A 21,567-nucleotide genomic window follows, 5' to 3' on the forward strand; every position below is an offset into this window, starting at 1 on the left:
GCTGTCAAAGAACGCGATCACCGCTCGTTCGCCTCGTCCCGATCGAATTTGTAGCCGGCGGGCAAGGCCGCCCAATTGCGCGCCTCCATGTTCTCGATCGCACGCCGACGCTGCTCCGCCTTGGTCTCGATTTCGATCGCGCCTTTGCGAGTGGCCACGATATCGATTTCGTCGCCCTCCTTGAGGCCGAGTTCATCAACTAGCGCTTTGGGCAGGCGCACTGCGAGGCTGTTGCCCCATTTGGAAACCAGCACCAGCACCCTCCGTGATGTGCATCCCTATCTGCATATCATAGGGAGATATGATGGCATTCCAAGCTGGCGTCCCCTCACGCCCCTCGCTTTGGCCCGATCGCCTCGAATCCGGCCTTTTGCTCGTCGCTGAGATCGGCCTGGAAATCGTCGAGCGCGTCGGCGATGGCGCCGACGGCTTGCAGCATGGTCTGCAGCCGCGCCTTCACGGCGGCGAGGCGGGCCTGCGCCGTTGCAGCGGGTTCTGTCGGACAGGCGCTGAGCGTCTGCATGGTGCGGAGCGTGGTGTCCTGCAGCACCTCGAAGCGGGCGCGGGCGACCTCGTCGAGTTGGAGCGTGGTGGCGATGTCGGCGGCGGGCCATTGCTGCTGGAGCAGCTGCTCGTATTGGCGCTGGGCGTTCTCGTCGGAAACAGGATCGTAGTCCGCCTGGCAGGCCTTGGCCGCCTGCGCATCCCTGGGTGCGTCTTTGGGAGCGTTCTTGTCAGCGTTCTTGCTCGCGTTCTTGATATCGTTCTTGTCAGCGTTTTTGGACTGGTAGGACGCCAGCGCGGCGCGACGCTCATTGGCTAAGGCGTTGAGCCGGGCTTTCTGGTCGTCATTGAGCAGGCCGACGAATTTCGACAGCGGCACTTCCATGGTGTCGATGGCCTTGATCATGGCCTCGACACGCTCGCGCATCAGGCCGAGGCGCTCCGCCGCATTCCCTGGCGTTTGCGCCGGGCAGGCGGTGCGGATGGTGTCGCGCGCGGCAAGCCAGGCGGATGAGAGTTCGTCGAGCGCGGTGCGCTGAGCTTCGTTCGGCGCAACGGCGCTCGCGACGCGCTCGACCGGCAGGCCGCCGGTGTCGCTGGCCTCGCACAGCGTCTCCGCGGTCGGGACCTTTCGCGCGCGACGGCCTTGCGGCACGGTGTAGGCGGCAAGCTCGGTGGCGGCATAGGGCGTGAACAGCGCGGCATAGATATCGCCGTAGCCGTAGAGCGAGAGGCTGGTGGTGTCGCCGAAGACGATCGCATTGGTGAGATCGTCATGGGCGAACGGCCAGAACACCGGGCCGACCCAGCCATAGCTGCCATCGGGATGACGCCACCAGCCCTGCGGGCGGCGGCCGCCTTGCCAGCCCGCCAGCGCAGCCTGCGCCGTGAGGGCCGCACGCATCACGTAAGGGTTCGACAGCTGGCTGCGGTCGGCCCCGCGCGGGTCCTGCGACCTCAGCGCCGCGGAGCGGTAGCGGCCGCCGCGCACCGCCATGCGGGAATGGCGCAGGCGCGACAGGCCGATCACGTGGCCGACGGCGAAGCGCGCAACCCCGACCGGACCGCCGCGCAAGCCGAACTGCGCCTCGGCTCTGTCAGGCAGCAGCACTGCTGCAACCACCAGGATCGCGCCAGCCAGCGCCAATCCCATGCGTCCCGGCATGATCGTTGACCTGACGACCAATTTGGCCAGGTCTTGTTTGGCCACGTCTTGTTTGGCCACGTCTTGTTTGGCCACGACTTGTTTGGCCACGACTTGTTTGGCCACGACTTGTTCGGCCACGTCTTGGCCCTCCCACCCGCGCCAAGTGCGCAATGCGTCGCATCACGAAGACGCGCGAGGGAACCGAATGTTCCAGAGAGACACAGGACAATGCGTCGCAACGCGCCGGCCGTGCCGTGTCACTCCGCCTTTTGCGGCATCACGAAGGTCTGGCCGGGATAGATCAAGTTGGGATTCTGGATCTTGTCGCGGTTAGCGTTGAAGATCACGGCGTAGCGGGAACCGTCGCCGTAAGCGAGCCGGCTGAGCGCCCACAGGCTATCGCCGCGGGCGATGATCCGGCTGCCGCCGGCCTCGGCCGACGCGGCGGTGAGCGCCTCCGCCGGCGAGGCCGATGCAACCACGGTGGCCCTCGGCGCCTGCGCGAAGGCCTTGGGTTTCGGCGCGCCGATCAGTTTCGGCCGGGCCGCTTGCTTCTCAGGCACCGACGCCAGCCGCGGCGAGGCCGACGGCAGCGCGGCGACGACATCCGATTTGTCGTCGGGCTTCTCGGCCGGCTTGGCCTCCTGCTTCGCAACCGGCGGCATGCGCACGGGCGGCGGCGCCGCCGCGGCGATTGTGACCGGCATGGTCCGGCCGGATTCGGTGACCGTGCCGTCCGGCGCCCTGGCGCGGAGCGTCAGGTCATATGAGCCGGCCGGCAGCTGCGGCGGGGTCATCACGAATTGGCCCGAGGCGTCGGCGACCACGCTGTCGAGCGGCTTGCCGTCGCGCAGCAGCTCGACCCGCGCACCCGGCGTGGCGCGGCCGGCAATCACCGCCGCCTCGCCGTGATCGTCGATGCGGGCGACGTCGAAACGGGGGCCGGCATCTGCAGCCGGCGCCGGCGGCTTGACCGGCACGAGGTCACCGAGCGCGGCCACCTGCTTCTGGGTCTCGGCCAGCGCGCCCGCCTTCGGCTCGGGTGCAGGCGGCGCGCTGTCGACGAGCTTCGGCTGTTCCGGCTTCAGCTCTGGCTTGGATTCAGGCTTGGACTCAGGCTTGAACTCCACCTTGGGCTCGACCTTGGCTTCAAGCTTGGGCTCGACCTTGGCTCCGACCTGGGGTTCGACCTTGGCCTCCGGCTTGGCGGCGACGGTGACCTTCGTCCCATCAGGCAGCAGGCGGCGCAGCTCGGTCGGGCCGATCACCAGCGCGGTGCCGACCAGCGCGAGCAGACAGAAGGCAATGAAGGCCTTGGAGGCGGTGATCATTTGAAAAGGACCTTGGGTGGCAAATCAGCCGAGGCCGGCAAGGTGCGCCGATTTGGCTGCCGCAGCAAGACTGTCGATAGGATTATGCTTCCGTCCAGGCGCGCGGGATGAACCGGCGCGACCACGCGGGTGTCCAAGTATCAAGGCCGCCTGGCGGCATTCTTCAAGGGAATTCCTCCCGTGACCGTATTCTCCCGTGCCGCGGGATCCCTAGCGGTTGCTCTGACGCTGGCCGCTGCACCCGCTTTGGCCGCCTCCGGCCCGCCGCCCGGCTTCACGCTTTCCGACGATGCCGATCTCGCCTTCACCTCGCCCGACGGCGCCACCAGGCTCGAGCAGTATATGAAGGAGGGCGAGGATTTCGACATCAAGTGGCAGGTCTGGGCGCGACGCGGCGGGGAGATGCGCGAGCTGAAGCCCGAGCAGGGTTATCCGGCCGGCTTCCGTTTCACGGCCGACTCGCGATGGCTGGTGCGGATCCAGAAGACGGGCTCGGGCGAGCAGGACCTCTTTCTCTATCATTTGGAGAACGGCGCCTTCGTGAGCGCGACCAAGCAATCGCTCGGCGATCTCGCCTGGACCTATTTCCGCAGCCGGCCCGACACTGGGAAAATGAAGCTCGACTACCACATCTCGGCCAATCTGATAGGCGCCGAAAATGGGTATCGCTGGCTCGGCGTCGACCGGACCAACAACCGCTATCTCCTGATCTCGCTGTCGGGCGAGACGGACAAGCATCCGAAGAACGTCGCGGTGAAGGGACTGGCGGATTGGAAATGCCGCTATGATCTCGAGACCGGCAATTTCGATGTGCCGAAGATGTTCGCCAAGGACAACGCGGAAGCCTTGAAGTGGAAAATCAAGCGCTGAAGGTCCTGCGGTCTCGCCGCGGTCTCCTGTACGATGGAACCAACCCTCTGATTCCATTCCGATTCATATTTTCCTAACCGTCAATGGTAACCGGGTCTTGTCGGTTTTGCTGCATCTTGCATCCCAAGGGAGGGCTGGATGGGCGCATCGATCCGATGGACCGCGCGAACGCGCGCGTTGCTCCGCCGTTGGCGCGGAGCGCCGCTGACGTGGCTGATCGCCGGCGGCTTCGTGCTGATGCTTGCGACCGCCATCGGCACCGCGCTCACCGTCGACCGTTTCCGGCAGAATGCCATCGAGAGCGGCCGCGACAGCTTGGAAAACGCCGTCCGCATGCTCGCCCGGCATTTCGACCGGCAGTTCGAGGACTTTGCGGTGCTGCAGAAGAGCATCATCGCCGAGCTCGAGAGCCACGGCATCCAGTCCGCCGAAATCTTCCGCAGCGAGATGGGCACGCTCGCCGTGCACGAGGTGCTGCGCGCGAAAGCCAGCGGCTGGTCCGACGTCGCCGGCGCCAATGTGTTCGATTCCAGGGGCGTGCTGATCAACTCGTCGCGGCAATGGCCGGTCGCCGATATCTCGATCGCCGATCGCGGCTATTTCAACCGTCTCAAGGACGATCCGGCTGCGCAAGAGGAAGTGGAGGTCGTGCCCGGCCGGTTCGGCAACGGACCGGCGATCGTGTTCGCGCGGCGCATCTCCGGCCCGCACGGCGAATTCCTCGGGCTGGTCTCGCGCGCGATCACGCCCGAGCAGCTCGAATCCTTCTTCGCCTCGACCGGGCTCGGCGAGGATTCCTCGATCGCGATGCACCACCAGAACGGCCAGCTGCTCGCCCGCATTCCACACGTCGAAGCGATGATCGGGCAGAACTTCCGCACCGGCACGCCGGAGCAAATGGCGGTGTTCGAGCGCACCTTCGTCACCACCCAGCTCGCAAGCCCGATCGACGGCAAGGACCGCATCGTCGCCTCGCGCCTGCTCACCGGCGAGCCGCTGGTCGTGGTCGCGACCAAGTCGCTCGATGCGACGCTGGCGACCTGGCGCACACAGACGAAATTCTTCGTCACCATTGCCGCGCTGTCGATCGGCCTGTTGGTGCTCACGCTGTTTCTGATCTTCCGCCAGGTGACGCACCGCCTGTCGCTCGAGAAGCAGCGGCTCGACACCGCGATGAACACGATGACGCAAGGCCTGTTGATGTTCGATCAGGACGAGCGGCTGATCGTCTGCAACCGCCGCTACATCGAGATGTACGGGCTCTCTGTCGCCGTGGTGAAGCCCGGCGTCCACTTCCGCGATGTGATCCGGCACCGCCGGGACACCGGCTCGTTCGAGGGCGACGTCGAGGCCTATTGCGACGACATCCTGAGCAATGTCGGCCGTACCAAGAGCGCGATCGTCGAAACCGCCGACGGCCGCCTGATCGAGATCAAGAACCAGCCGGCCGCTGCCGGCGGCTGGCTCGCCACCCATGACGACGTCACCGAGCGCATCCGCGCCGACGAGCGCATCGCCCATCTGGCGCATTACGACGCCCTCACCGATCTGCCCAACCGCGTGCTGCTGCGCGGGCATCTGGAACGCCGCGTCGCCGAGCTCGCGCAAGGCAAGCCATTCGCGATCCTCTATATCGACGTCGACGAGTTCAAGGGCGTCAACGATTCGCTCGGACACGAGGTCGGCGACGAACTGCTGCGCCAGGTGGCGAACCGCCTGCGCGCCTGCGTCAGCGGCAACGACATGGTCGCGCGGCTGGGCGGCGACGAATTCGCCATCGTCAAGGCCGGCACCTCCGATCCGGCCGAGCTGACGGCACTGGCGGAAACCATCCTCAAGGCGTTGCGCGCACCGGTGGATTGCAGGGGGCACGAGGTTCCGACCGATGCCAGCATCGGCATCGCCGTCGCGCCCGATCACGGCGACAATCTCGACGATCTGCTCAAGCGCGCCGATCTGGCGATGTATGCGGCGAAGTCGGAAGGCCGCCGCACCTTCCGCCTGTTCGTGCCCGAATACGACGCCAAGGCGCGGCAGCGCCGCCAGCTCGAGCTCGATCTGCGCCAGGCGCTCGCACGCGGCGAGTTCGAGGTGCACTACCAGCCGCTGGTCGACCTCACCGCCAATGTCGTCACCGGCTGCGAGGCCTTGCTGCGCTGGCGCCATCCCGAGCGCGGCATGGTTTCGCCGGCGGAGTTCATCCCGGTCGCCGAAGACACCGGCCTGATCGGCGAGATCGGCGAATGGGTGCTGAAGCAGGCCTGCGTCGAGGCTGCCTCGTGGCCGGGACGGATTCACATCGCGGTCAACGTGTCGCCGGTCCAGTTCCGCTCGCGCACGCTGGCGCTCAAGGTCGCCGCCGCCCTCGCGGAGTCCGGGCTCGCGCCGGGCCGGCTCGAGCTCGAGATCACCGAGACGGTGCTGATCCGCGACGACGAGGAGGCGCTGGCGATCCTGCAGCAGCTGCGCGAGCTCGGCGTGCGCATCGCGCTCGACGATTTCGGCACCGGCTATTCCTCGCTCAGCTATCTGCACCGCTTCCCGTTCGACAAGATCAAGATCGACCGCAGCTTCATCAGCGACATCGGTCAGTCCGAGGACTCCTCGCCGATCGTGCAGGCCGTGGTGCGCATGGCCGCCGCGCGCCATATGGCGACCACCGCCGAAGGCGTCGAGACCGAAGCGCAAGCCGAGGTGCTGCGCCAGCTCGGCTGCAGCCAGATGCAGGGCTGGCTGTTCAGCCCGGCGGTACCGGCGACGAAGCTGAAGCAGCTGCTGGCGGCGCAGGCGGTCGCGGCCTAGCCGGCGACGCCACGTCTGGCCCGGATGTCCGCAGCGAGGAAAGCGGCGCCGCTGAGTGTTTGGTTCGAGGTCGTGCGGCGATTTGACAATCAGCGACCGACAGCTATCAATTCATTGAATTCTGCGCACCTGGCTCGTCGAAATGGTGAGCCGCCGATCCGCCTCATTTTCGAGACGCGGGCAAGAAACGCTCAAAATACCGATGGTTTGCCTCCATTGGCCGCCGCAACGAAGAGTCGCATCGAGTCCCAATCCAAGCGCAAACCACAGGCATTTTGGAGCCGCTCAGCGCAATTTGAACCAGGGATTTCCGCATGCCGAATGATGAGTCGAGGACGGGGACGGAGCGTCTGAGACACTGGCTTGAAAGCGTTGGGCTCAGCCAATACACGGACCTCTTCGTCCGCCATCGCATCGATCTCGACATCCTGCCCCACCTGACCGAACCGGATCTGGCACAGATTGGACTGCCGCTCGGAGACCGCAAGCGGCTTCAGCGTGCAACGGCGTCCCTTTCCGGAATGGCCGCGCCAGCCGCGGGCCACACATTGCCCGCTACGGCAATCGTTGCGGAACGTCGCCAGCTCACCACGATGTTCTGCGACATGGTCGATTCCACCGCGCCCTCCGCACAGTTCGATCCCGAGGACGTGCGTGACATGATCGCGAGCTTTCGCGAAACCTGCGTGGGTGTGGTCAAACACTATGAAGGATTTGCCGCCCGCTTCGTCGGCGACGGCATCCTGGTCTATTTCGGCTACCCGAGGGCGCATGAGGACGATGCCGAGCGAGCGGTGCGGGCTGGTCTCGAGATCGTGCGGACATTGTCGACCGCGCCTGCGATCGAGCCGCTGAGTGCGCTCAACCAAGCGCCCGCCGTCCGGATCGGCATCGCGACGGGACTGGTGGTCGTGGGCGACTTGGTCGGCCAGGGGACCGAGGAGCGCGATTCCGCGGTCGGCGAGACCGTCAATCTGGCGGCGCGATTGCAGGGCCTGGCGCCGCCGAACGGGGTGGTCATCTCGTCGTCGACGCAGTCGCTGTTGAAGGGAAAGTTCGACTATCGCAATCTCGGGGTCCATGCACTCAAGGGCATAGCCGGAAGAACACAGGCGTGGCATGTGGTACGGCCGTCGCGCGTGGAGACCCGCTTTGCCGCAGCCATCGGCTCCCGGCTGACGCCACTCGTCAATCGCAACGACGAGATCACGGTTCTGCTCGGCCGCTGGGAGCAGGCCAAGGCGGGCGACGGCCAAGTCGTGGTGCTGTTCGGGGAGCCGGGCATTGGCAAGTCGCGCATCGTCCAGGAAATCTTCGTGCGGATTGCGGGGGATCGGCACGGGCATGTCTCGTTCCAGTGTTCGCCCTACTACAGCTCGACGGCGTTCCATCCCTTCATCGAGCAGCTCAAATTTGCCCTGGGCCTCGACCGCGACGATGCTTCGGCCTCGTCTCTGTCGAGTCTCGAGCGGACCGTTGCGGCCGCGCATGGCGACATCGAGCAGATGACGCCGCTCTTTGCGGCGCTGCTGTCGATCCCGACCGGAGGTCGCTATCCTCCGCTCGATCTGTCGCCGCAGCAGCAAAAGGACGCCATCGTCTCCGCCCTCATCAATCATCTCCTGGGCCTCGCGCACGATCAGCCGCTGGTGATCGCCTTCGAGGACGCCCATTGGATCGATCCGACATCCCGGGAGGTCATCGATCTGCTGGTGGAGCGGGTCCAGTACACGCCCATTCTCGTCGTCATCACCTGCCGTTCCGAATTCAAGCCGAGCTGGAGCGCTCACTCTCACATCACGACGCTGGTGCTGAACAGGCTGAGCCGGCAGCAGCGGACGACCTTGGTCGAGCGGGTTGCCGGCAGCCGCAAAATGCCGAAGGAAGTCGTCGAGGACATCATCGTCAAGACCGACGGCGTGCCGCTGTTCGTCGAGGAGCTGACCAAAGCCGTTCTCGAAAGCGACCTTCTGACCGAGGAACGCGGAAACTATGTGCTCTCCGGTTCGTGGCGACCGCTGGCAATCCCGGCGACGCTGATGGATTCGCTGATGGCGCGTCTGGATCGGCTGGGCCCGTTCAAGAGGGTCGCACAGATCGGAGCCACCATCGGCCGGCAGTTCTCCTACGAGATGCTGAACGCTGTCGCCTCCGTACCAGCCGACCAGATCGAGGCGGCGCTCGATCGCCTGGAGGAGGCAGGGCTGATCGTCCGGCTGGGCCATCCGCCGGATGCGCTCTACTCGTTCAAGCACGTGATGATCCAGGATGCAGCGCATGCGAGCCTGTTGCGCAGCGAGAGGAGACGGCTCCACGCGCGGATCGCGTCGGTGCTGGCTCAGAACTATCCGGAAAAGACCGAGCGCGAGCCGGAGCTTCTCGCCTATCATCTGACCGAATCCGATCAAAGCCAGCCGGCTGCAGCTTCCTGGATCAAGGCCGGCAGGCACGCCGCAAGGTTGGGAGCCTATTTGGAAGCGATCGGCCACCTGCGCCGTGGCCTAGCGGTCGTCCTCGGCAGTCCCGAGATGCCCGACCGCGATGAAATGGAGCTGGAGCTTCGCATTGCGCTGGGTAACGCGCTGATCGCTGCCAAAGGTTACGGCACACAGGAGGTGGAAGACAATTTTGCCCGAGGCCTCGAGCTCGGACGGCAGCTCGATGATGAAGACAAGGTGCTAGCGGCGATAAGAGGGCTTTGGATGCACCACTTCATTCGGGCTGACCTGACCAAGGCGCATGGTCTGAGTGCCGCACTCCTGAAATTCGCCAAACGGGAACGCCCGAGCGAGTTGCTGTCGAAGCAGACGCTGTACCTCGTGGAGGCCCACAGGTCGATCGCGGCGACCATGCTTTACCGCGGGCGGTTTCTGGCGGCGCAACATCATCTTCGTCGCTCCATCCAACTCGATGATCCGGCTCTGCATCGCGGTTCGGCGGAAAGGCTCCTCAATCCAGGCGTGATGTCGATGTCGTACCTCGGATACCTGCTATGGTTCCTGGGGCAGCCCGACACCGCGCGGCAGCACAGCGAGCAGGCGATTTCCGATGCCGAGCAAATGCGCCATCCTTTTACGCTGGCATTCGCGCAAGTGTTTGGCGCGTACCTTTGTCAGCATCTGCGCGACGTCACGGGCACCAGAGATTATGCCAGCCGCGCGATGACCATTTCATCGCAACACGGCTTTCTGCATTGGAAGCAACAGGCCACCATTCTGCATGGATGGGCGCTGACCGAGCTCGGGGACATGGATGCAGGTCTGAGCGAAATGCGCACGGGCGTCGAGGGTTATGAGGCGCAGAATTCCTGGCTCGCCAGTTGCTGGTTCAGATGCCTCCTCGCGCAAGGCTATGCGAGGGCCGGTCTGTCGGAAGCGGCCTTGCGCGCGCTCGATGGTGCCTTGACGGTCGCGAAGAGGACGGGCGATCACTTCTATCTGGCGGAGATCTACCGCCTGCAAGGGGAGTTCATCCGGGCCCATGCCGGACCAGCGGCCGACTCCGAGGAATTGTTCGTGCAGTCGCTGGAAGTCGCGCGCGGACAGAATGCCCGCTCGTGGGAGCTGCGGACAGCCGTCAGCCTGGCCCGCCTCTGGCGAGATTCCGACAAGCTTGAGCAGGCGGCGGACCTGCTTGTGCCTGTTGTCGGCAGGCTCCGTGAAGGGCTCGTCACGCCGGACGTGAAAGAAGCCATCGCGCTCGCAAGCGAGCTCGATATGCTGTCATCCAGAGATCAGCCATGGATCGCGCGAATCAATTCGATCCGACAGTGCCCGTGACCGGCATCGACATGCGACAGCGCACGCCGCCCGGTTCGAAGGCGAGATCGAACTCGCCGCCGAGGTCCGCCTCGACACAGCGCTCCATCAGCCGCGTGCCGAAGCCGCGGCGCATGGGCGGCGTGACTTTCGGGCCGCCGGATTCCACCCATTCATAATCGAGAATGGTGCCGTGCCCGGCATTCCGCAGGCTCCATCGCATCAAGAGCGTCCCATCCGGCGCCGACAAGGCACCGTACTTCGTCGCGTTGGTCAGGAGCTCGTTGAGAACCATCGTAAAGCTGAGCGCCGAGCGCGCATTGAGCGCGACGGGTGGACCTTCCATCCTGATCCGGCCATCCTCCGCAACAGCCGCCGTGATGTCCTCGACGAGCCGCTGGAGCGGAGCGTCCTGCCACTTGCGCTCGGTCAAGAGATCATGCGCACGAGAGAGCGCCAGCAACCGGCCCTCGAAGGTTCGATTGAAGTCGTCCAGACTGCTGGTATGGCGCGCGGTCTGGCCGGCGAGCGATTGCACCATCGCCAGGGTATTCTTGACGCGATGATTGAGCTCATCAATCAGGAGGGTTTGCGCCATTTCCGCGCGCTTGCGTTCGGTGATGTCGACCAGCATGTTGACTGCACCGATCAGCCTGCCCCCCGAATCGAATAGCGGCGTCGGATAGGGAATGAACGGCACGCGCGTGCCGTCCGGTCGCTCCGCGACAGCCTCCACTCCACGCACGGGCCGACCCTCCCGGAGCGCGATCGCCATCGGACATTGGTCGTGCGGCAGAGGCGTGCCGTCGGGCCAATAGAGCTTCCAGGTCACGCACCATTCGTCGCCGGGCAGCGGCGTGCGCCCGGCCATCTCGACGGCGGTCTTGTTGTAGAAGGTGATGCGGCCGTTTGCGTCGGTGGTGTAGAGTGCGGCGGGCAGCGCCTCGAGCAGATCGCGCATATGCTGCTCGCTCTCGCGAATCCGATCCTGCAATCGCTTGGCTTCCGTGACGTCGTGACTGACGCGAACGCCGTAGCGGAAGCGTCCCGCGCTGTCCGTGACCGAAGAGCTGAAGATCTCGAGATAACGCACGCTGCCGTCGGGGCGCAGGGCGCGCTTGCGGCAGGTGTAGCTTGGAATCTCGCCACGGACCTGTTGCTCATAGAGGGCAAGATCCGCGGCGCAATCGTCGGGATGAGTATAGTCGGAAAAGCTCATCCCCAGCAGCTCCTCACGGGATCTCCCGGTGATCTCGCTCAGATAATCGTTGACCCGGAGCAGCCGCCCATGTTCATCGGCCTCGGCGATGCCGACCTTGGCCGCTTGGTAGGTTGCAGCGAGGCGAGTCTCGCTCGCCTCGCGCGCCAGCTCGGCCACGCGCAGCCCGGTGACATCAGCTGTAAAGCAGCGCGTGCTGACGAACTTGCCGTCCTCGACACGACTGTTGGAGGTGATCAGTACGTGCTTGATCGAGCCGTCCTTCGCGCGCAGGCGGGCAGGATAACGGTCCAGCCTTTCGCCGCAGGACAGTCGGTGGAGAATGTCGCCGATGACGGGGGCGTCCGCGTGAAATTCGGCCACATGGTGACCGATATACTCTTCGGCGCTGTAGCCCAGCAGATCGAGCTCGGCCTGATTGGCCCTGCGAATGATGCCGTCGCCACCCACGATATGGAGCCCGACCGCACTGTTCTCGAAGAAGTCCTCGAGATCCTTGGTCTTTGCACGAACCTCTTCCTCGATCTTCTTGCGATCTGAAACGTCCTGAAAGCAATTGATTGCGCCCTGGATGCGGCCGGCATGATCGCGCAGGGGACGGATGTTCACGAGTGCAGTGATCCGCGAGCCGTCCGGCCGTTCGATCATGACCTCCGTGTTACGCGCGGGGAGGCCGAGCCGGACCGCCGTGGCCATGGGGCACTCGGAATGCGGAAGCAGGGTGCCGTCCATCCTGTAGAGACGATGCGACCCGCAGAACTTTTCGACGGAACCAAGCTCCGGAGTTCTGCCCCACAATTCCGCGGCTTCGCCGTTGTAGGTCACGATCCAGCCTTCACTATCGCAGACATAGACCGCGCCCGGAATGGCCTCGAGCGCTGCAGGAGCCGCCGCCACCAGGGCCTCGAATTCGGTCAGCTTGCGGGCAGAGAGCGGAAATTCCTCGACATTCGACATACTTAGCCCCGACGTGCCGCAGGCGGGCGCCTACGCAATCAGCTTGAACGCATCGAAGCCCAGAGCGTTCCAAGGCCCACTAACCGCTGGTTGAGACTTGGCGGCGCCGAGTGCGGTCAAAGCGTCCGCGAGCGGCGCTTCGACAGTCGGGCCTCACCCCTGTTGTGCCGACGCCGACGGCACGGCGCTCGACGACGGGCGCACCATGGTCTGGCCCTATTACGTCAACGGCCGCCCCAAGATCCGCTGCTTCATGCCCGGCAGCATGACGTGATCCGGAACGGGCTCGGCAAGGTAAGAGAAGCTCACATCGATTGTCGGGCCGCCCGCACTTCGGCGAATTCGGCGTCGGGGTGGCTGACGATGGTGGCGACCATGATGCCGCTGATGATCAGCGACCAGGCGGTGTTCCAACAGATCCAAAACACGAGCCAGCCTCCCTTTTCCCTCTCTCGCGCCCCGAGCTAACGGCAGAGCGATGCCGCCGTTCCCGGCGCGGGGCCTGCCGCGAGGGCGGCGGCAAGGAACTATTTTGGTTTGGTCGGCGGCGCCGCCCGATCGGTTTGGCCGGTGTGGCGCTTTGCCACGACGTCCGCATCGCGCTCGCCCTCGTGCGGGCGCGGCGGAAGTTTGGGCTGGCCGGCTTGACCGCCATGCTTGCCGCCCATGTCGGGCTTGCCTTCGAGATCGTTTGCGCGGGACATGTCGGTTCAATGCGTTCGCAGCGCATTGGTTCGCGACAGCATCGGCCGTTTTCGCCCTGTGAACGGCCTCATAGAACCGCCGCTCTTTGCAGTGCAGGATCGCTGACGCGGCCCTTGGCCTCGCGGCTTGCACCGATGGATTGGCCTGATGCGAAAACGACTCATCCTCTGGACCCTCATGACCTCCGCCCTGGTCGCGATCACCGTGTGGACTATGCTCGGGCCGCCGGACCAGCCGTCCGGGTTGCGTCTGCCCTCCCGAACCGCAGCGGCGCGCTGACCCGGCATCCCGCGACCGATGCGATTTCGGCATCGATCGATCCCCATTGGATTTTGGTGCGGCGTCGCTCCGCCCGCTATGCTCGCGGCAAAAACGATAATACCGCGAGCCAGCTTTCAGGAGGAGCCCATGTCGAGACCGATGTCGAGACCGATCCGACGCATCGCATCGCGCGCGCCACGCGCTGCGATCGCCGCCGCCCTGTTCGCTTCGCTTACCCTCATTTCTGGAGTCCGTGCCGGTATGGCCGAAACCTTCGCCTATGTCGGCAATGCCGACAGCAACGACATCAGCGTGTTCAAGATGAGCGAGAGCGGCGAGATGACGCTCGTGCAGACGGCCGCCTTCAAGGGCGTCGAAAAGCCGGGCTCCTCGACACCGCTCGCGATCACGCCCGACCACCGTACGCTGATTGCCGGAATCCGCTCGCAGCCCACTCTCGCGGTGAGCTTTGCGATCGATCCCAGGACGGGCGAGCTCAGCCATCTCGGCAACGGACCGCTCGCGGACAGCATGGCCCATATCGCCATCGACCGCAGCGGCAAGTTCCTGTTCAGCGCCTCCTATGGCGGCAACAAGGTCGCGTTGAATCCGCTGCTTGGCAACGGGGTTGCCGGCGAGCCCAAGCAGGTGATCCCGACCGGGCTGAACGCCCACGCCTTCCTGCCATCGCCCGACAACCGCTTCGCATTCGCGACCAATCTCGGCTCCGATCAGGTGCTGGCCTTCGCATTCGATGCCACGACCGGCACCCTGACGCCGAGCGATCCGCCGGTGCACAAGGTGCCGGAGAAATCGGGGCCGCGGCACTTCGTGTTTCACCCCGGCGGCAAGTTCGTCTATCTCCTCCACGAGCTGAACGGCGATGTCGCGGCCTTCACTTATGAAGCCAGGAGCGGCGCGTGGGACGAGATCCAGCGCACCACCGCGCTGCCGGAAGGGTTTTCGGGAAAACCTTGGGCGGCCGACATCCACATCACGCCGGACGGCCGCTTCCTCTACGCTTCCGAGCGCACCACCAGCACGCTCACCGCCTACAGGGTCGATGGCTCGAGCGGCAAGCTGACCACGATCGGCAGCGTGCCGACCGAGAAGCAACCGCGCGGCTTTCAGGTCGATCCAAGCGGCCGCTATCTCGCCGCGGTCGGCGAGCTCTCCGACAGCATGACGGTTCATGCCATCGACCAGGGCAGCGGCGCGCTGACCAAGCTGAAATCCTACCCCACCGGCAAGAAACCGAACTGGGTCGAGTTCCTGAAACTGCCGTGAGGAGCCATCGCCGACCTACGTAAACATCCGTAATTTCGCGAGGCCCGGCTTGGCGTCATATCTCGGTCATGGACCGGCAGATTGTCTTCAAATGCCCCCAGACGGGCCTGAACGTGCAGCATCGGCTTACCGACGAGCCGAGCGATCGCACGCACGTGTCGGTGTCGTGTCCGGCCTGCACGCGGCTGCATCTGATCGAGCGGGCCAGCGGCAAGCCGGTGGGTGAGCGGCGCCGCTGACGCCCGCCGCGCGCGACTCGAGCTCTTCGGAGCGAACCTGTTCTCCAATCCCGCGACTCATCAAAGACTTGCTTGTCAAAGACTTGCTTGCCGCGACTGCCGGCGGCGGCACGGCGTCCTGTTTCCGGACGACGCGGCCGTAGTGCGGGCGGCGGCCATCTGCTATCGATTGGAGGCATAGCCCAAGTGGAATTTACCCAATTGGAATTTCCGATGCGTCATTTGCCCCGCGCCGTTGTTCGAAACCTGTGCCCCGCAGCCGTCGCCGGCCTGCTCGTCCTCAGCCCCCATCCGGCCGGTGCCGCCGATGACGACGCGCCGAAGGGGCCGGCGGTCACGGTGCTGAAGGTCGCGAAATCCTGCTTCTCCGACGTCGTCGAAGCCACCGGCACGATCATCGCGCGTGAGGAAACCTCGGTGCGGCCCGAGCGGCCCGGCCTGAAGGTCACGGACGTGCTGGCGGAAGCCGGCGACACCACCACCGCCGGCCAGGTGCTGGCCCGGCTGGCGCTGCCCGAAGGCGGCACGCTTCAGGTCACCGCGCCCGTGGCGGGGGTGATCGCGACCTCGACCGCGCAGATCGGCAACTTCGCCTCGGCCAAGGGCGAGGCGCTGTTCACGATCGTGGCGCGCAGCGAGTACGACCTCGTCGGCCTCGTGGCCACCACCGATGTGCGCAAGCTCGCGGTCAATCAGCAGGCCACCGTGCGGATCCCAGGTGGCGGCGACATCAGCGGCAAGGTGCGCCGCATCGGACCGACCGTCGAGCCGAATATCCAGCAGGGCATGGTCTACATCGGCATCTCCTCGCAGAAGCGGCTGCTGCTGAATGGGAGCGGGCGCGCGCTGATCAAGACCGGGCAGAGCTGCAACGTGGCGGTGCCGCTGACCGCCGTGCAATATTCGTCCGCCGGCACCGTGGTGCAGGTGATCCGCCGCAACCGCGTCGAGACCAAGCGTGTCGAGGTCGGCTTGATGTCCGGCGGCAATATCGAGGTCCGCGACGGCCTCAGCGAGGGCGACGTCGTCGTCGCCCGCGCCGGTGCCTTGCTGCGCGAAGGCGATCCGGTGCGTCCCGTGATGGCGAGCGCGGAAGCGGCGAAGTAGGAGCAACGTCGTAGGGTGGGTTAGCCGAAGGCGTAACCCACCTCTTTGCTTTCCAAGCTGACGCGAGAGAAGCGGTGGATTACGCCTTCGGCTAATCCACCCTACAAGAGCCGCGAACTAACCGCCGGCTTCGCCGAAACGGACGTCTTCGAGCAGCGACGACGATACGGTCGGGACCTGGTCGCCTTCGCTGGCGCGGGAGATGGCGAGGCGGGTCTTGTTGAAGACGCTCTCGGCGCTGCCGGGCTTGCTGAGGTTGTTGAGGAACTCGCTGACCAGCACGCTGTGCTCGCCCTTGCCGTCGTCGACGACCTTGCCGGGCGAGGCGGAGGTGAGGATGAGCGCATTGTCGGACGCGCTGATCGGCGCGAGACCGTGGCTGTAGGAGCGGAAGCGGCGCTCGTAGGGATTGCGGCGGGAGGCGTCGACCACGACGAGCTTCGCCTTGGCGCCCTGCTCCTTCATCATCTCGAGCACGCCCTCGATCGACACGCCTTGGCGGCGGACGTCCTTTTCCTTCCAGATCACGGCATCGACCGGCAGCATGTAGCTCTCGCGGCCGGCCTGCACGCCGTAGCCGCCGAAGAACAGCATGACGACGCTGTCGCGGGTGATCCGCGACTTCAGGCGGCTCACGGCGCGGACCATGTCGTCGCGGGTCGCATCTTCCACCATGTCGACGTCGAAGCCGTTCTTGCGGAGGGACGAGGACAGCGCACGGGCGTCGTTGATCGACTGCGTCAGCGGCGCGCTGGCGTCGGGGTAATGTCCATTGCCGATGACGAGCGCCAGGCGCGAGCTCTGGCCGATCGAACCGGTGATCTGATCGGTCGAGACCGCCTTGGCGGCATCGATCGCACGCATGTTGAGAGCAGCATGGGCGCCGATCACCAGCGACACCGTGCCGATGAGGGCCGCGGCGAGGGCGATCGTACGTCTGGAAAGGTCGAGCTGCTTTAGATTCATCTCGCTTCGTTTCCTGTGCCAAAGACCTACCAAGCGCGCGCACACTGTTTGAGTAGCGCGATAGCGTCTTTAGGTTTGAGGGATTGGCCGGGGATGTGACCCCGAATTGCGCGCAATTTGCGGCGCCGCACCAAACAAACCCTTAACCGGATATAGGCCCTGGGGCAATAGATTGCTCAAAATTTGAACTAAGCGTCTGAATATACTTGATAATTCTCCGATCCAAATTGCCGCCTTTACGGCTTCCCCGTAGCCTTCCGGAGAGCGATCATGCAGCCTTCGTGCCGGCTTTTCCGTGACTTCCATCACATTTGTTTTTCCCGCGAATCCGGGTAGCTTTTTCAACGACTTGCAGGGGGTGGCGCGCAGATGGCAGCGTGCCTGATGTCCCCGACCAAGGCCCCCGCGACCAGGTATTTCATGAGCTTTCATTATTTTGCCGGCGCCGCCTGCCGGGCGCTGACGGCGCGGAAGGACGGCCCCTCGCTTTACGACGTCTGCGATCCCGTATTGTCGGATACGGCCAGCGGCGATCCGCATCTCGCCAAATTCTACAGGACCGCCCTCGGCAATCCCGCGCTGCGGATCCTGCTCCGCCGCGCCGGCCTGCCCGAGCTGCGCGACGAGGGGATGCTGACGCGGCTGCGCGCGGCCCTCGCCCAGGCCCGCGACGAGGCCGAGCCCGACTGGGCGGCGGTCGGGCAGCCGATCGCCGATCTCGTCGACAGCATCGCGCTCGACCACCCCAAGCCGCCGCCGGTGCCGTTCACCGCCACCATGCCGCAGAGCGCTGAGATCGACGGCGTGATCCGCGATTGCGCGCAGCATCTGCTCGGCTCGTACCGCCGCAACGGCTTCCTGCCGACCTACGCCGCCTTCAACCTGATCGGCGATCCTGATGTCCGCGGCCGCGAGCTGATCATGGCGCTCACGGGCCTCAACGCGCGCGGCTACAAGAATTCCTCGCTGCTGTTCAACCTCGCCCGCGTCTTCATCGCGCGCTCGCCCGCGCGCGCCGTGGTCAATCCGCCCTGGAAAGGCATTGCCGAGCCGATGTGGGAGCCGGTGCAGATCCGCCACCGCTCGGCCTATTACGACGCGTTCTTCATCGAGGCCCTGCTCGGCTTCGTCGAGACCGGGCTCGCCTCCCCGGCCGACAAGGTCGCGGCGGAGCGCGCGATCGCCGACATGGTCGATTTCTGCGTCAACATCAGTCGCGAGGAGGTCGAGGGCTTGGGCGGCGCGCGCTTCAACGTCGTCACCGCACTGGCGCCGGCGCCGCATCCGCGCTTCTCCCGTTACTTCGCGCAGATCAAGCAGGACCTCGGTTTCGGCATCTACGTGCCGGATTGCGACACCACGGCCTGCTCGATCTCCGCGGCGACGCAGGCCGGCTGTACCGACGCGATCATCGACCAGCCGCTCCTGGACTTCTATGCGGGCTATCAGGTGCGCGCCGGCGTCAACGAACCGCGCGTGACCGTGCCGCTCAACGACAATATCGACTATGAGGGCGGGGTTGCGACCTGGATCGACAATCTCAAGGGCGAGCGCCCTTACGGCAACGATCTCGATCCGACGCTCAATCTCGACATTCTCGAGGTAAGCTTCCGCAACCTTGAGCGCTGGAAGGTGCTGGAGACGCCGTCGCGGCTTGCAACATTGCACCGGATCATCGGCTTTCAGAAGCGGCTGGCCGCCAGCGGCGCCTTCGCCAATCCGCGCTCGCACATCTATTATCTGCCGGAGCTCTACAGCGCCTATTTCGGCCGCTGCTATGCCGCCTTCCTGGCGCTGCCGCTGGCGGCGCAGGCCGCGATCGATCCCGCCGGCGATTTCGATTTCATCCGCCATCGCGTGCTGTCCTACGTCAAGGGCGAGCTGATGGCGGCCGAGATGAACGTGTTCGACGCCGCGCTGGCACTGATCGCGCTCGGCCATCTCGGCGCCGACCCGCGCGCCTTCGCACCGGCGCTGAACGTGATCGTCGCCGGGCTCGGTGAAGGCGGCCGCCGCGGCCCGTTCCGCGCCTATGAATGGAACAAGATGAAGACGCCGACGCGGATCCTGGTCGGTGGCCCGGAGGTGACCTCGGCGTTCGTGCTGATGGGGCTGGCGGTGGCGAAGCGGGCGATGGCGCGAGGGTGAGGGGTCTCGTAGGGTGGATTAGCGAAGCGTAATCCACCATCTAACCTCCGCGGATACGAACAGTGGTGGGTTACGCCTTCGGCTAACCCACCCTACGAGACCGTCGCAAAATGACAGGAAGTTGAAAGCCTATCTGTTCGGCATGCGCTGGCCGCGCGGCCAAAAGCCGACCACAATTGCGCCGTCTATCGAGATTTTCATCACAACTGGACGGGCATGTTGCGAAAGGTCCTGATTGCGCTGTCTTTGTTCGCCATCCCTTCGCTGGCGGATGCCGCCGAGATCACCGGCACGGCAAAGGTCCGCGCTGGCGATGCGGTGGTGATCGGCACCACGCGGATCCGGCTCGGCGGCATCGACGCGCCTGCAATCGACCAGCTCTGCCTCAACACCAAGTCCGAGCGCTGGACTTGCGGCGTCGCGGCCCGCGATGAGCTCGCCAGATACGCCGAGGGCAAGACTTGGGTCTGCCGCCCGAGATCGGTCGACCGGCGCGGCCGCACGGTGGCGCGCTGCGAGGTCGGCGGCGAGGACATCCAGAAATGGCTGGTGCGCAACGGCTGGGCGCTGGCCTACGCCCACATGTCCCGCGACTATGAAGCCGATGAAAAGGCCGCGCGGGAGGCCAAGGCAGGGATGTGGCAGGGCGCCTTCATCGCGCCGTGGGACTGGCGCGTCCGCAACAAGAAGACCGCGATCCTCGGCGCGACCAAGCCGCCTGACGGCGCGCACGCGGTGCTGCTCGCTTCGGCCTCGGGGCCGGTCGCGCCGTCGCCGGACTGCACCATCAAGGGCAACGTCAACAGCTCCGGGGAGTGCATCTTTCACCAGCCGACCAGCCGCTGGTACACGCAGATCAGGATGAAGATCAGCAAGGGCACCCGCTGGTTCTGCTCGGTCGAGGAGGCCGAAGCGGCCGGTTGCCGGGAGACGAAGCGATAACCCAGCCCTGCATTTTGCGCGCTTTTCTCGGGACGCGCCGGCACGTAAAAGCATGATTCAGCGACCCACCATCCTGTTCTCAGGCAATAAGGACCGACAGCAATGACCGTTCGCGCGGGCCGGGAGTTTCTGGCCATCCCCGGGCCCACCACGATGCCCGACGAGGTGCTGCGGGCGATGCACCGTCCGGCGATCGACATCTACTCCCAGGAGATGCTGGATCTCACCGAGAGCCTGCTCAGCGACATCTCGAAGCTGTTCGCGACCAAGGGCAAGTCCTACATCTACATCGCCAACGGTCACGGCGCCTGGGAAGCGGCGCTGAGCAACGTGCTGTCGCGCGGCGACAAGGTGCTGGTGCTGGAGAGCGGACGTTTTGCGATCGGCTGGGGCAACGCGGCGGCGCTGATGGGCGCCGAGGTCGAGGTGCTCAAGGGCGATTGGCGCCGCGCGGTGCGGCCGCACGAGGTCGAGGAACGCCTGCGCCGCGACAAGGAGCACAGCATCAAGGCCGTCGTCGTGGTCCAGGTCGACACCGCCTCCGGCGTGCAGAACGACATCGAGGCGATCGGCAAGGCGATCAAGGCGAGCGGCCATCCCGCACTCTACATGGTCGATACCGTCGCCTCGCTCGGCTGCATGCCGTTCGAGATGGACAAATGGGGTATCGACGTTGCGATGTCCGGCTCGCAGAAGGGCCTGATGACGCCGCCCGGCCTCGGCTTCGTCGCCGCCAATGCGCGCGCGCTCGAGGTGCACAAGAAGGCCAATATGTCGACGCCCTATTGGAGCTGGAGCGAGCGCGAGGGCACCGAAAATTATCGTAAATATGCCGGCACCGCGCCGGTGCATCTGCTGTTCGCGTTGCGCAAGGCGATCGACATGCTGCACGAGGAAGGGCTCGAGAACGCCTTCCGCCGCCACAGCCTGCTCGGCGAAGCCGCCCGCCGTGCGGTCTCGGTCTGGTCGGAGGGCCAGGTGCTCGGCTTCAACGTGGCCGAAGCCAGCGAGCGCTCCAATACCGTGACCACGGTGACGATGAGCAACGGCCACGATCCGGCGGTGCTGCAACGCTATTGCAAGGACAAGTGCGGCGTCGTGCTCGGCACCGGCATCGGCGATCTCTCCGGCCAAGCCTTCCGCATCGCCCATATGGGCCATGTCAATGCGCCGATGCTGCTCGGCACGCTCGGGGTGATTGAGGTCGGGCTGAACGCGCTGAAGATCCCGCACGGCAAGGGCGGGCTGGAGGCGGCGGTCGCGTATCTCGGGGAAGAGGTGGCGGTGTAAGTCGCGCGCGCGCCTCTTCCTTCTCCCCTTGAGG

The 21,567-nt window shown here is 65.3% G+C and carries 18 protein-coding genes; 11 read left to right on the top strand and 7 right to left on the bottom strand.

What is annotated here, in order from left to right; all coding sequences use genetic code 11:
• Window positions 1-17: 17 nt before the first annotated feature.
• From I6F24_RS32235 to I6F24_RS32245, 3 genes are all read right to left on the bottom strand, one after another.
• Window positions 18-254: an AbrB/MazE/SpoVT family DNA-binding domain-containing protein gene (locus tag I6F24_RS32235; RefSeq protein ID WP_036015962.1), complete on the bottom strand. Its 237-nt coding sequence runs from the start codon at window positions 252-254 to the stop codon at window positions 18-20.
• 74 nt (window positions 255-328) lie between these two features.
• A complete protein-coding gene (locus I6F24_RS32240; RefSeq protein ID WP_225152617.1) occupies window positions 329-1,669 on the bottom strand; it encodes a Spy/CpxP family protein refolding chaperone in 1,341 nt (446 codons plus the stop codon).
• A gap of 239 nt (window positions 1,670-1,908) precedes the next feature.
• Window positions 1,909-2,982, bottom strand: a complete 1,074-nt coding sequence (locus I6F24_RS32245; protein WP_225152619.1) for a LysM peptidoglycan-binding domain-containing protein — start codon at window positions 2,980-2,982, stop codon at window positions 1,909-1,911.
• A gap of 180 nt (window positions 2,983-3,162) precedes the next feature.
• On the opposite strand from I6F24_RS32245, the gene I6F24_RS32250 reads away from it, so the two are divergent.
• The 3 genes from I6F24_RS32250 (at window position 3,163) to I6F24_RS32260 (ending at window position 10,433) form a co-directional block, all read left to right on the top strand.
• The gene (locus tag I6F24_RS32250; protein WP_225152621.1) at window positions 3,163-3,852 is read left to right on the top strand and encodes a hypothetical protein; all 690 of its coding nucleotides are present in this window, start codon (window positions 3,163-3,165) and stop codon (window positions 3,850-3,852) included.
• A gap of 138 nt (window positions 3,853-3,990) precedes the next feature.
• Entirely contained in the window at window positions 3,991-6,654 is a 2,664-nt protein-coding gene (locus I6F24_RS32255; RefSeq protein WP_036044913.1) for an EAL domain-containing protein, read from the top strand.
• 314 nt (window positions 6,655-6,968) lie between these two features.
• Entirely contained in the window at window positions 6,969-10,433 is a 3,465-nt protein-coding gene (locus I6F24_RS32260; RefSeq protein WP_225152623.1) for an AAA family ATPase, read from the top strand.
• Here the strand turns inward: I6F24_RS32260 and I6F24_RS32265 are convergent.
• Window positions 10,408-12,588 carry a PAS domain S-box protein gene (locus I6F24_RS32265; RefSeq protein ID WP_225152625.1) on the bottom strand — a complete coding sequence of 727 codons (2,181 nt, stop codon included), beginning with the start codon at window positions 12,586-12,588 and terminating at the stop codon, window positions 10,408-10,410. The genes I6F24_RS32260 and I6F24_RS32265 overlap by 26 nt on opposite strands.
• Window positions 12,589-12,685: 97 nt before the next feature.
• Here I6F24_RS32265 and I6F24_RS32270 point away from each other — a divergent pair, with 97 nt between their 5' ends.
• Entirely contained in the window at window positions 12,686-12,862 is a 177-nt protein-coding gene (locus tag I6F24_RS32270; protein WP_225114568.1) for a hypothetical protein, read from the top strand.
• 31 nt (window positions 12,863-12,893) lie between these two features.
• Here the strand turns inward: I6F24_RS32270 and I6F24_RS37695 are convergent, their stop codons facing one another.
• On the bottom strand, window positions 12,894-13,016 hold the full coding sequence (locus I6F24_RS37695; RefSeq protein WP_260345449.1) for a hypothetical protein: 123 nt from the start codon (window positions 13,014-13,016) through the stop codon (window positions 12,894-12,896).
• A 99-nt stretch (window positions 13,017-13,115) separates the two neighbouring features.
• Complete coding sequence (locus I6F24_RS32275) at window positions 13,116-13,292, bottom strand: hypothetical protein (RefSeq protein ID WP_156447317.1); 177 nt, start codon at window positions 13,290-13,292, stop codon at window positions 13,116-13,118.
• 148 nt (window positions 13,293-13,440) lie between these two features.
• Between I6F24_RS32275 and I6F24_RS37700 the strand changes: the two genes are divergently transcribed.
• From I6F24_RS37700 to I6F24_RS32290, 4 genes are all read left to right on the top strand, one after another.
• The gene (locus tag I6F24_RS37700; RefSeq protein WP_260345447.1) at window positions 13,441-13,572 is read left to right on the top strand and encodes a hypothetical protein; all 132 of its coding nucleotides are present in this window, start codon (window positions 13,441-13,443) and stop codon (window positions 13,570-13,572) included.
• 243 nt (window positions 13,573-13,815) lie between these two features.
• Window positions 13,816-14,841 (top strand): beta-propeller fold lactonase family protein, encoded by a 1,026-nt coding sequence (locus I6F24_RS32280; RefSeq protein ID WP_225152627.1) that lies wholly within the window; start codon window positions 13,816-13,818, stop codon window positions 14,839-14,841.
• A 68-nt stretch (window positions 14,842-14,909) separates the two neighbouring features.
• Window positions 14,910-15,080, top strand: coding sequence for a hypothetical protein (locus tag I6F24_RS32285; protein ID WP_167361671.1), 171 nt, complete (start codon window positions 14,910-14,912; stop codon window positions 15,078-15,080).
• A gap of 213 nt (window positions 15,081-15,293) precedes the next feature.
• Complete coding sequence (locus tag I6F24_RS32290; protein ID WP_036015950.1) at window positions 15,294-16,187, top strand: HlyD family efflux transporter periplasmic adaptor subunit; 894 nt, start codon at window positions 15,294-15,296, stop codon at window positions 16,185-16,187.
• A gap of 117 nt (window positions 16,188-16,304) precedes the next feature.
• Here I6F24_RS32290 and I6F24_RS32295 read toward each other — a convergent pair whose 3' ends face one another.
• On the bottom strand, window positions 16,305-17,153 hold the full coding sequence (locus tag I6F24_RS32295) for a caspase family protein (protein ID WP_036015927.1): 849 nt from the start codon (window positions 17,151-17,153) through the stop codon (window positions 16,305-16,307).
• 420 nt (window positions 17,154-17,573) lie between these two features.
• Between I6F24_RS32295 and I6F24_RS32300 the strand changes: the two genes are divergently transcribed.
• From I6F24_RS32300 to I6F24_RS32310, 3 genes are all read left to right on the top strand, one after another.
• Complete coding sequence (locus I6F24_RS32300; RefSeq protein WP_036030586.1) at window positions 17,574-19,301, top strand: hypothetical protein; 1,728 nt, start codon at window positions 17,574-17,576, stop codon at window positions 19,299-19,301.
• A 216-nt stretch (window positions 19,302-19,517) separates the two neighbouring features.
• A complete protein-coding gene (locus tag I6F24_RS32305; protein WP_036015924.1) occupies window positions 19,518-20,243 on the top strand; it encodes a thermonuclease family protein in 726 nt (241 codons plus the stop codon).
• Between the two features lie 102 nt (window positions 20,244-20,345).
• Entirely contained in the window at window positions 20,346-21,533 is a 1,188-nt protein-coding gene (locus I6F24_RS32310) for an aminotransferase class V-fold PLP-dependent enzyme (protein WP_036015923.1), read from the top strand.
• The last annotated feature ends 34 nt before the right edge of the window (window positions 21,534-21,567 follow it).

This window comes from Bradyrhizobium sp. BRP23, assembly GCF_020194135.1.
GTDB classification, from domain to species: Bacteria; Pseudomonadota; Alphaproteobacteria; order Rhizobiales; family Xanthobacteraceae; genus Bradyrhizobium; species Bradyrhizobium yuanmingense.

Coding starts and splice junctions, on each gene's coding strand:
- I6F24_RS32240 (WP_225152617.1), bottom strand. CDS start 1,669: ATGCCGGGACGCATGGGATTGGCGCTGGCTGGCGCGATCCTGGTGGTT.
- I6F24_RS32245 (WP_225152619.1), bottom strand. CDS start 2,982: ATGATCACCGCCTCCAAGGCCTTCATTGCCTTCTGTCTGCTCGCGCTG.
- I6F24_RS32255 (WP_036044913.1), top strand. CDS start 3,991: ATGGGCGCATCGATCCGATGGACCGCGCGAACGCGCGCGTTGCTCCGC.
- I6F24_RS32260 (WP_225152623.1), top strand. CDS start 6,969: ATGCCGAATGATGAGTCGAGGACGGGGACGGAGCGTCTGAGACACTGG.
- I6F24_RS32265 (WP_225152625.1), bottom strand. CDS start 12,588: ATGTCGAATGTCGAGGAATTTCCGCTCTCTGCCCGCAAGCTGACCGAA.
- I6F24_RS32275 (WP_156447317.1), bottom strand. CDS start 13,292: ATGTCCCGCGCAAACGATCTCGAAGGCAAGCCCGACATGGGCGGCAAG.
- I6F24_RS37700 (WP_260345447.1), top strand. CDS start 13,441: ATGCGAAAACGACTCATCCTCTGGACCCTCATGACCTCCGCCCTGGTC.
- I6F24_RS32280 (WP_225152627.1), top strand. CDS start 13,816: ATGGCCGAAACCTTCGCCTATGTCGGCAATGCCGACAGCAACGACATC.
- I6F24_RS32285 (WP_167361671.1), top strand. CDS start 14,910: ATGGACCGGCAGATTGTCTTCAAATGCCCCCAGACGGGCCTGAACGTG.
- I6F24_RS32290 (WP_036015950.1), top strand. CDS start 15,294: ATGCGTCATTTGCCCCGCGCCGTTGTTCGAAACCTGTGCCCCGCAGCC.
- I6F24_RS32295 (WP_036015927.1), bottom strand. CDS start 17,153: ATGAATCTAAAGCAGCTCGACCTTTCCAGACGTACGATCGCCCTCGCC.
- I6F24_RS32300 (WP_036030586.1), top strand. CDS start 17,574: ATGAGCTTTCATTATTTTGCCGGCGCCGCCTGCCGGGCGCTGACGGCG.
- I6F24_RS32305 (WP_036015924.1), top strand. CDS start 19,518: ATGTTGCGAAAGGTCCTGATTGCGCTGTCTTTGTTCGCCATCCCTTCG.
- I6F24_RS32310 (WP_036015923.1), top strand. CDS start 20,346: ATGACCGTTCGCGCGGGCCGGGAGTTTCTGGCCATCCCCGGGCCCACC.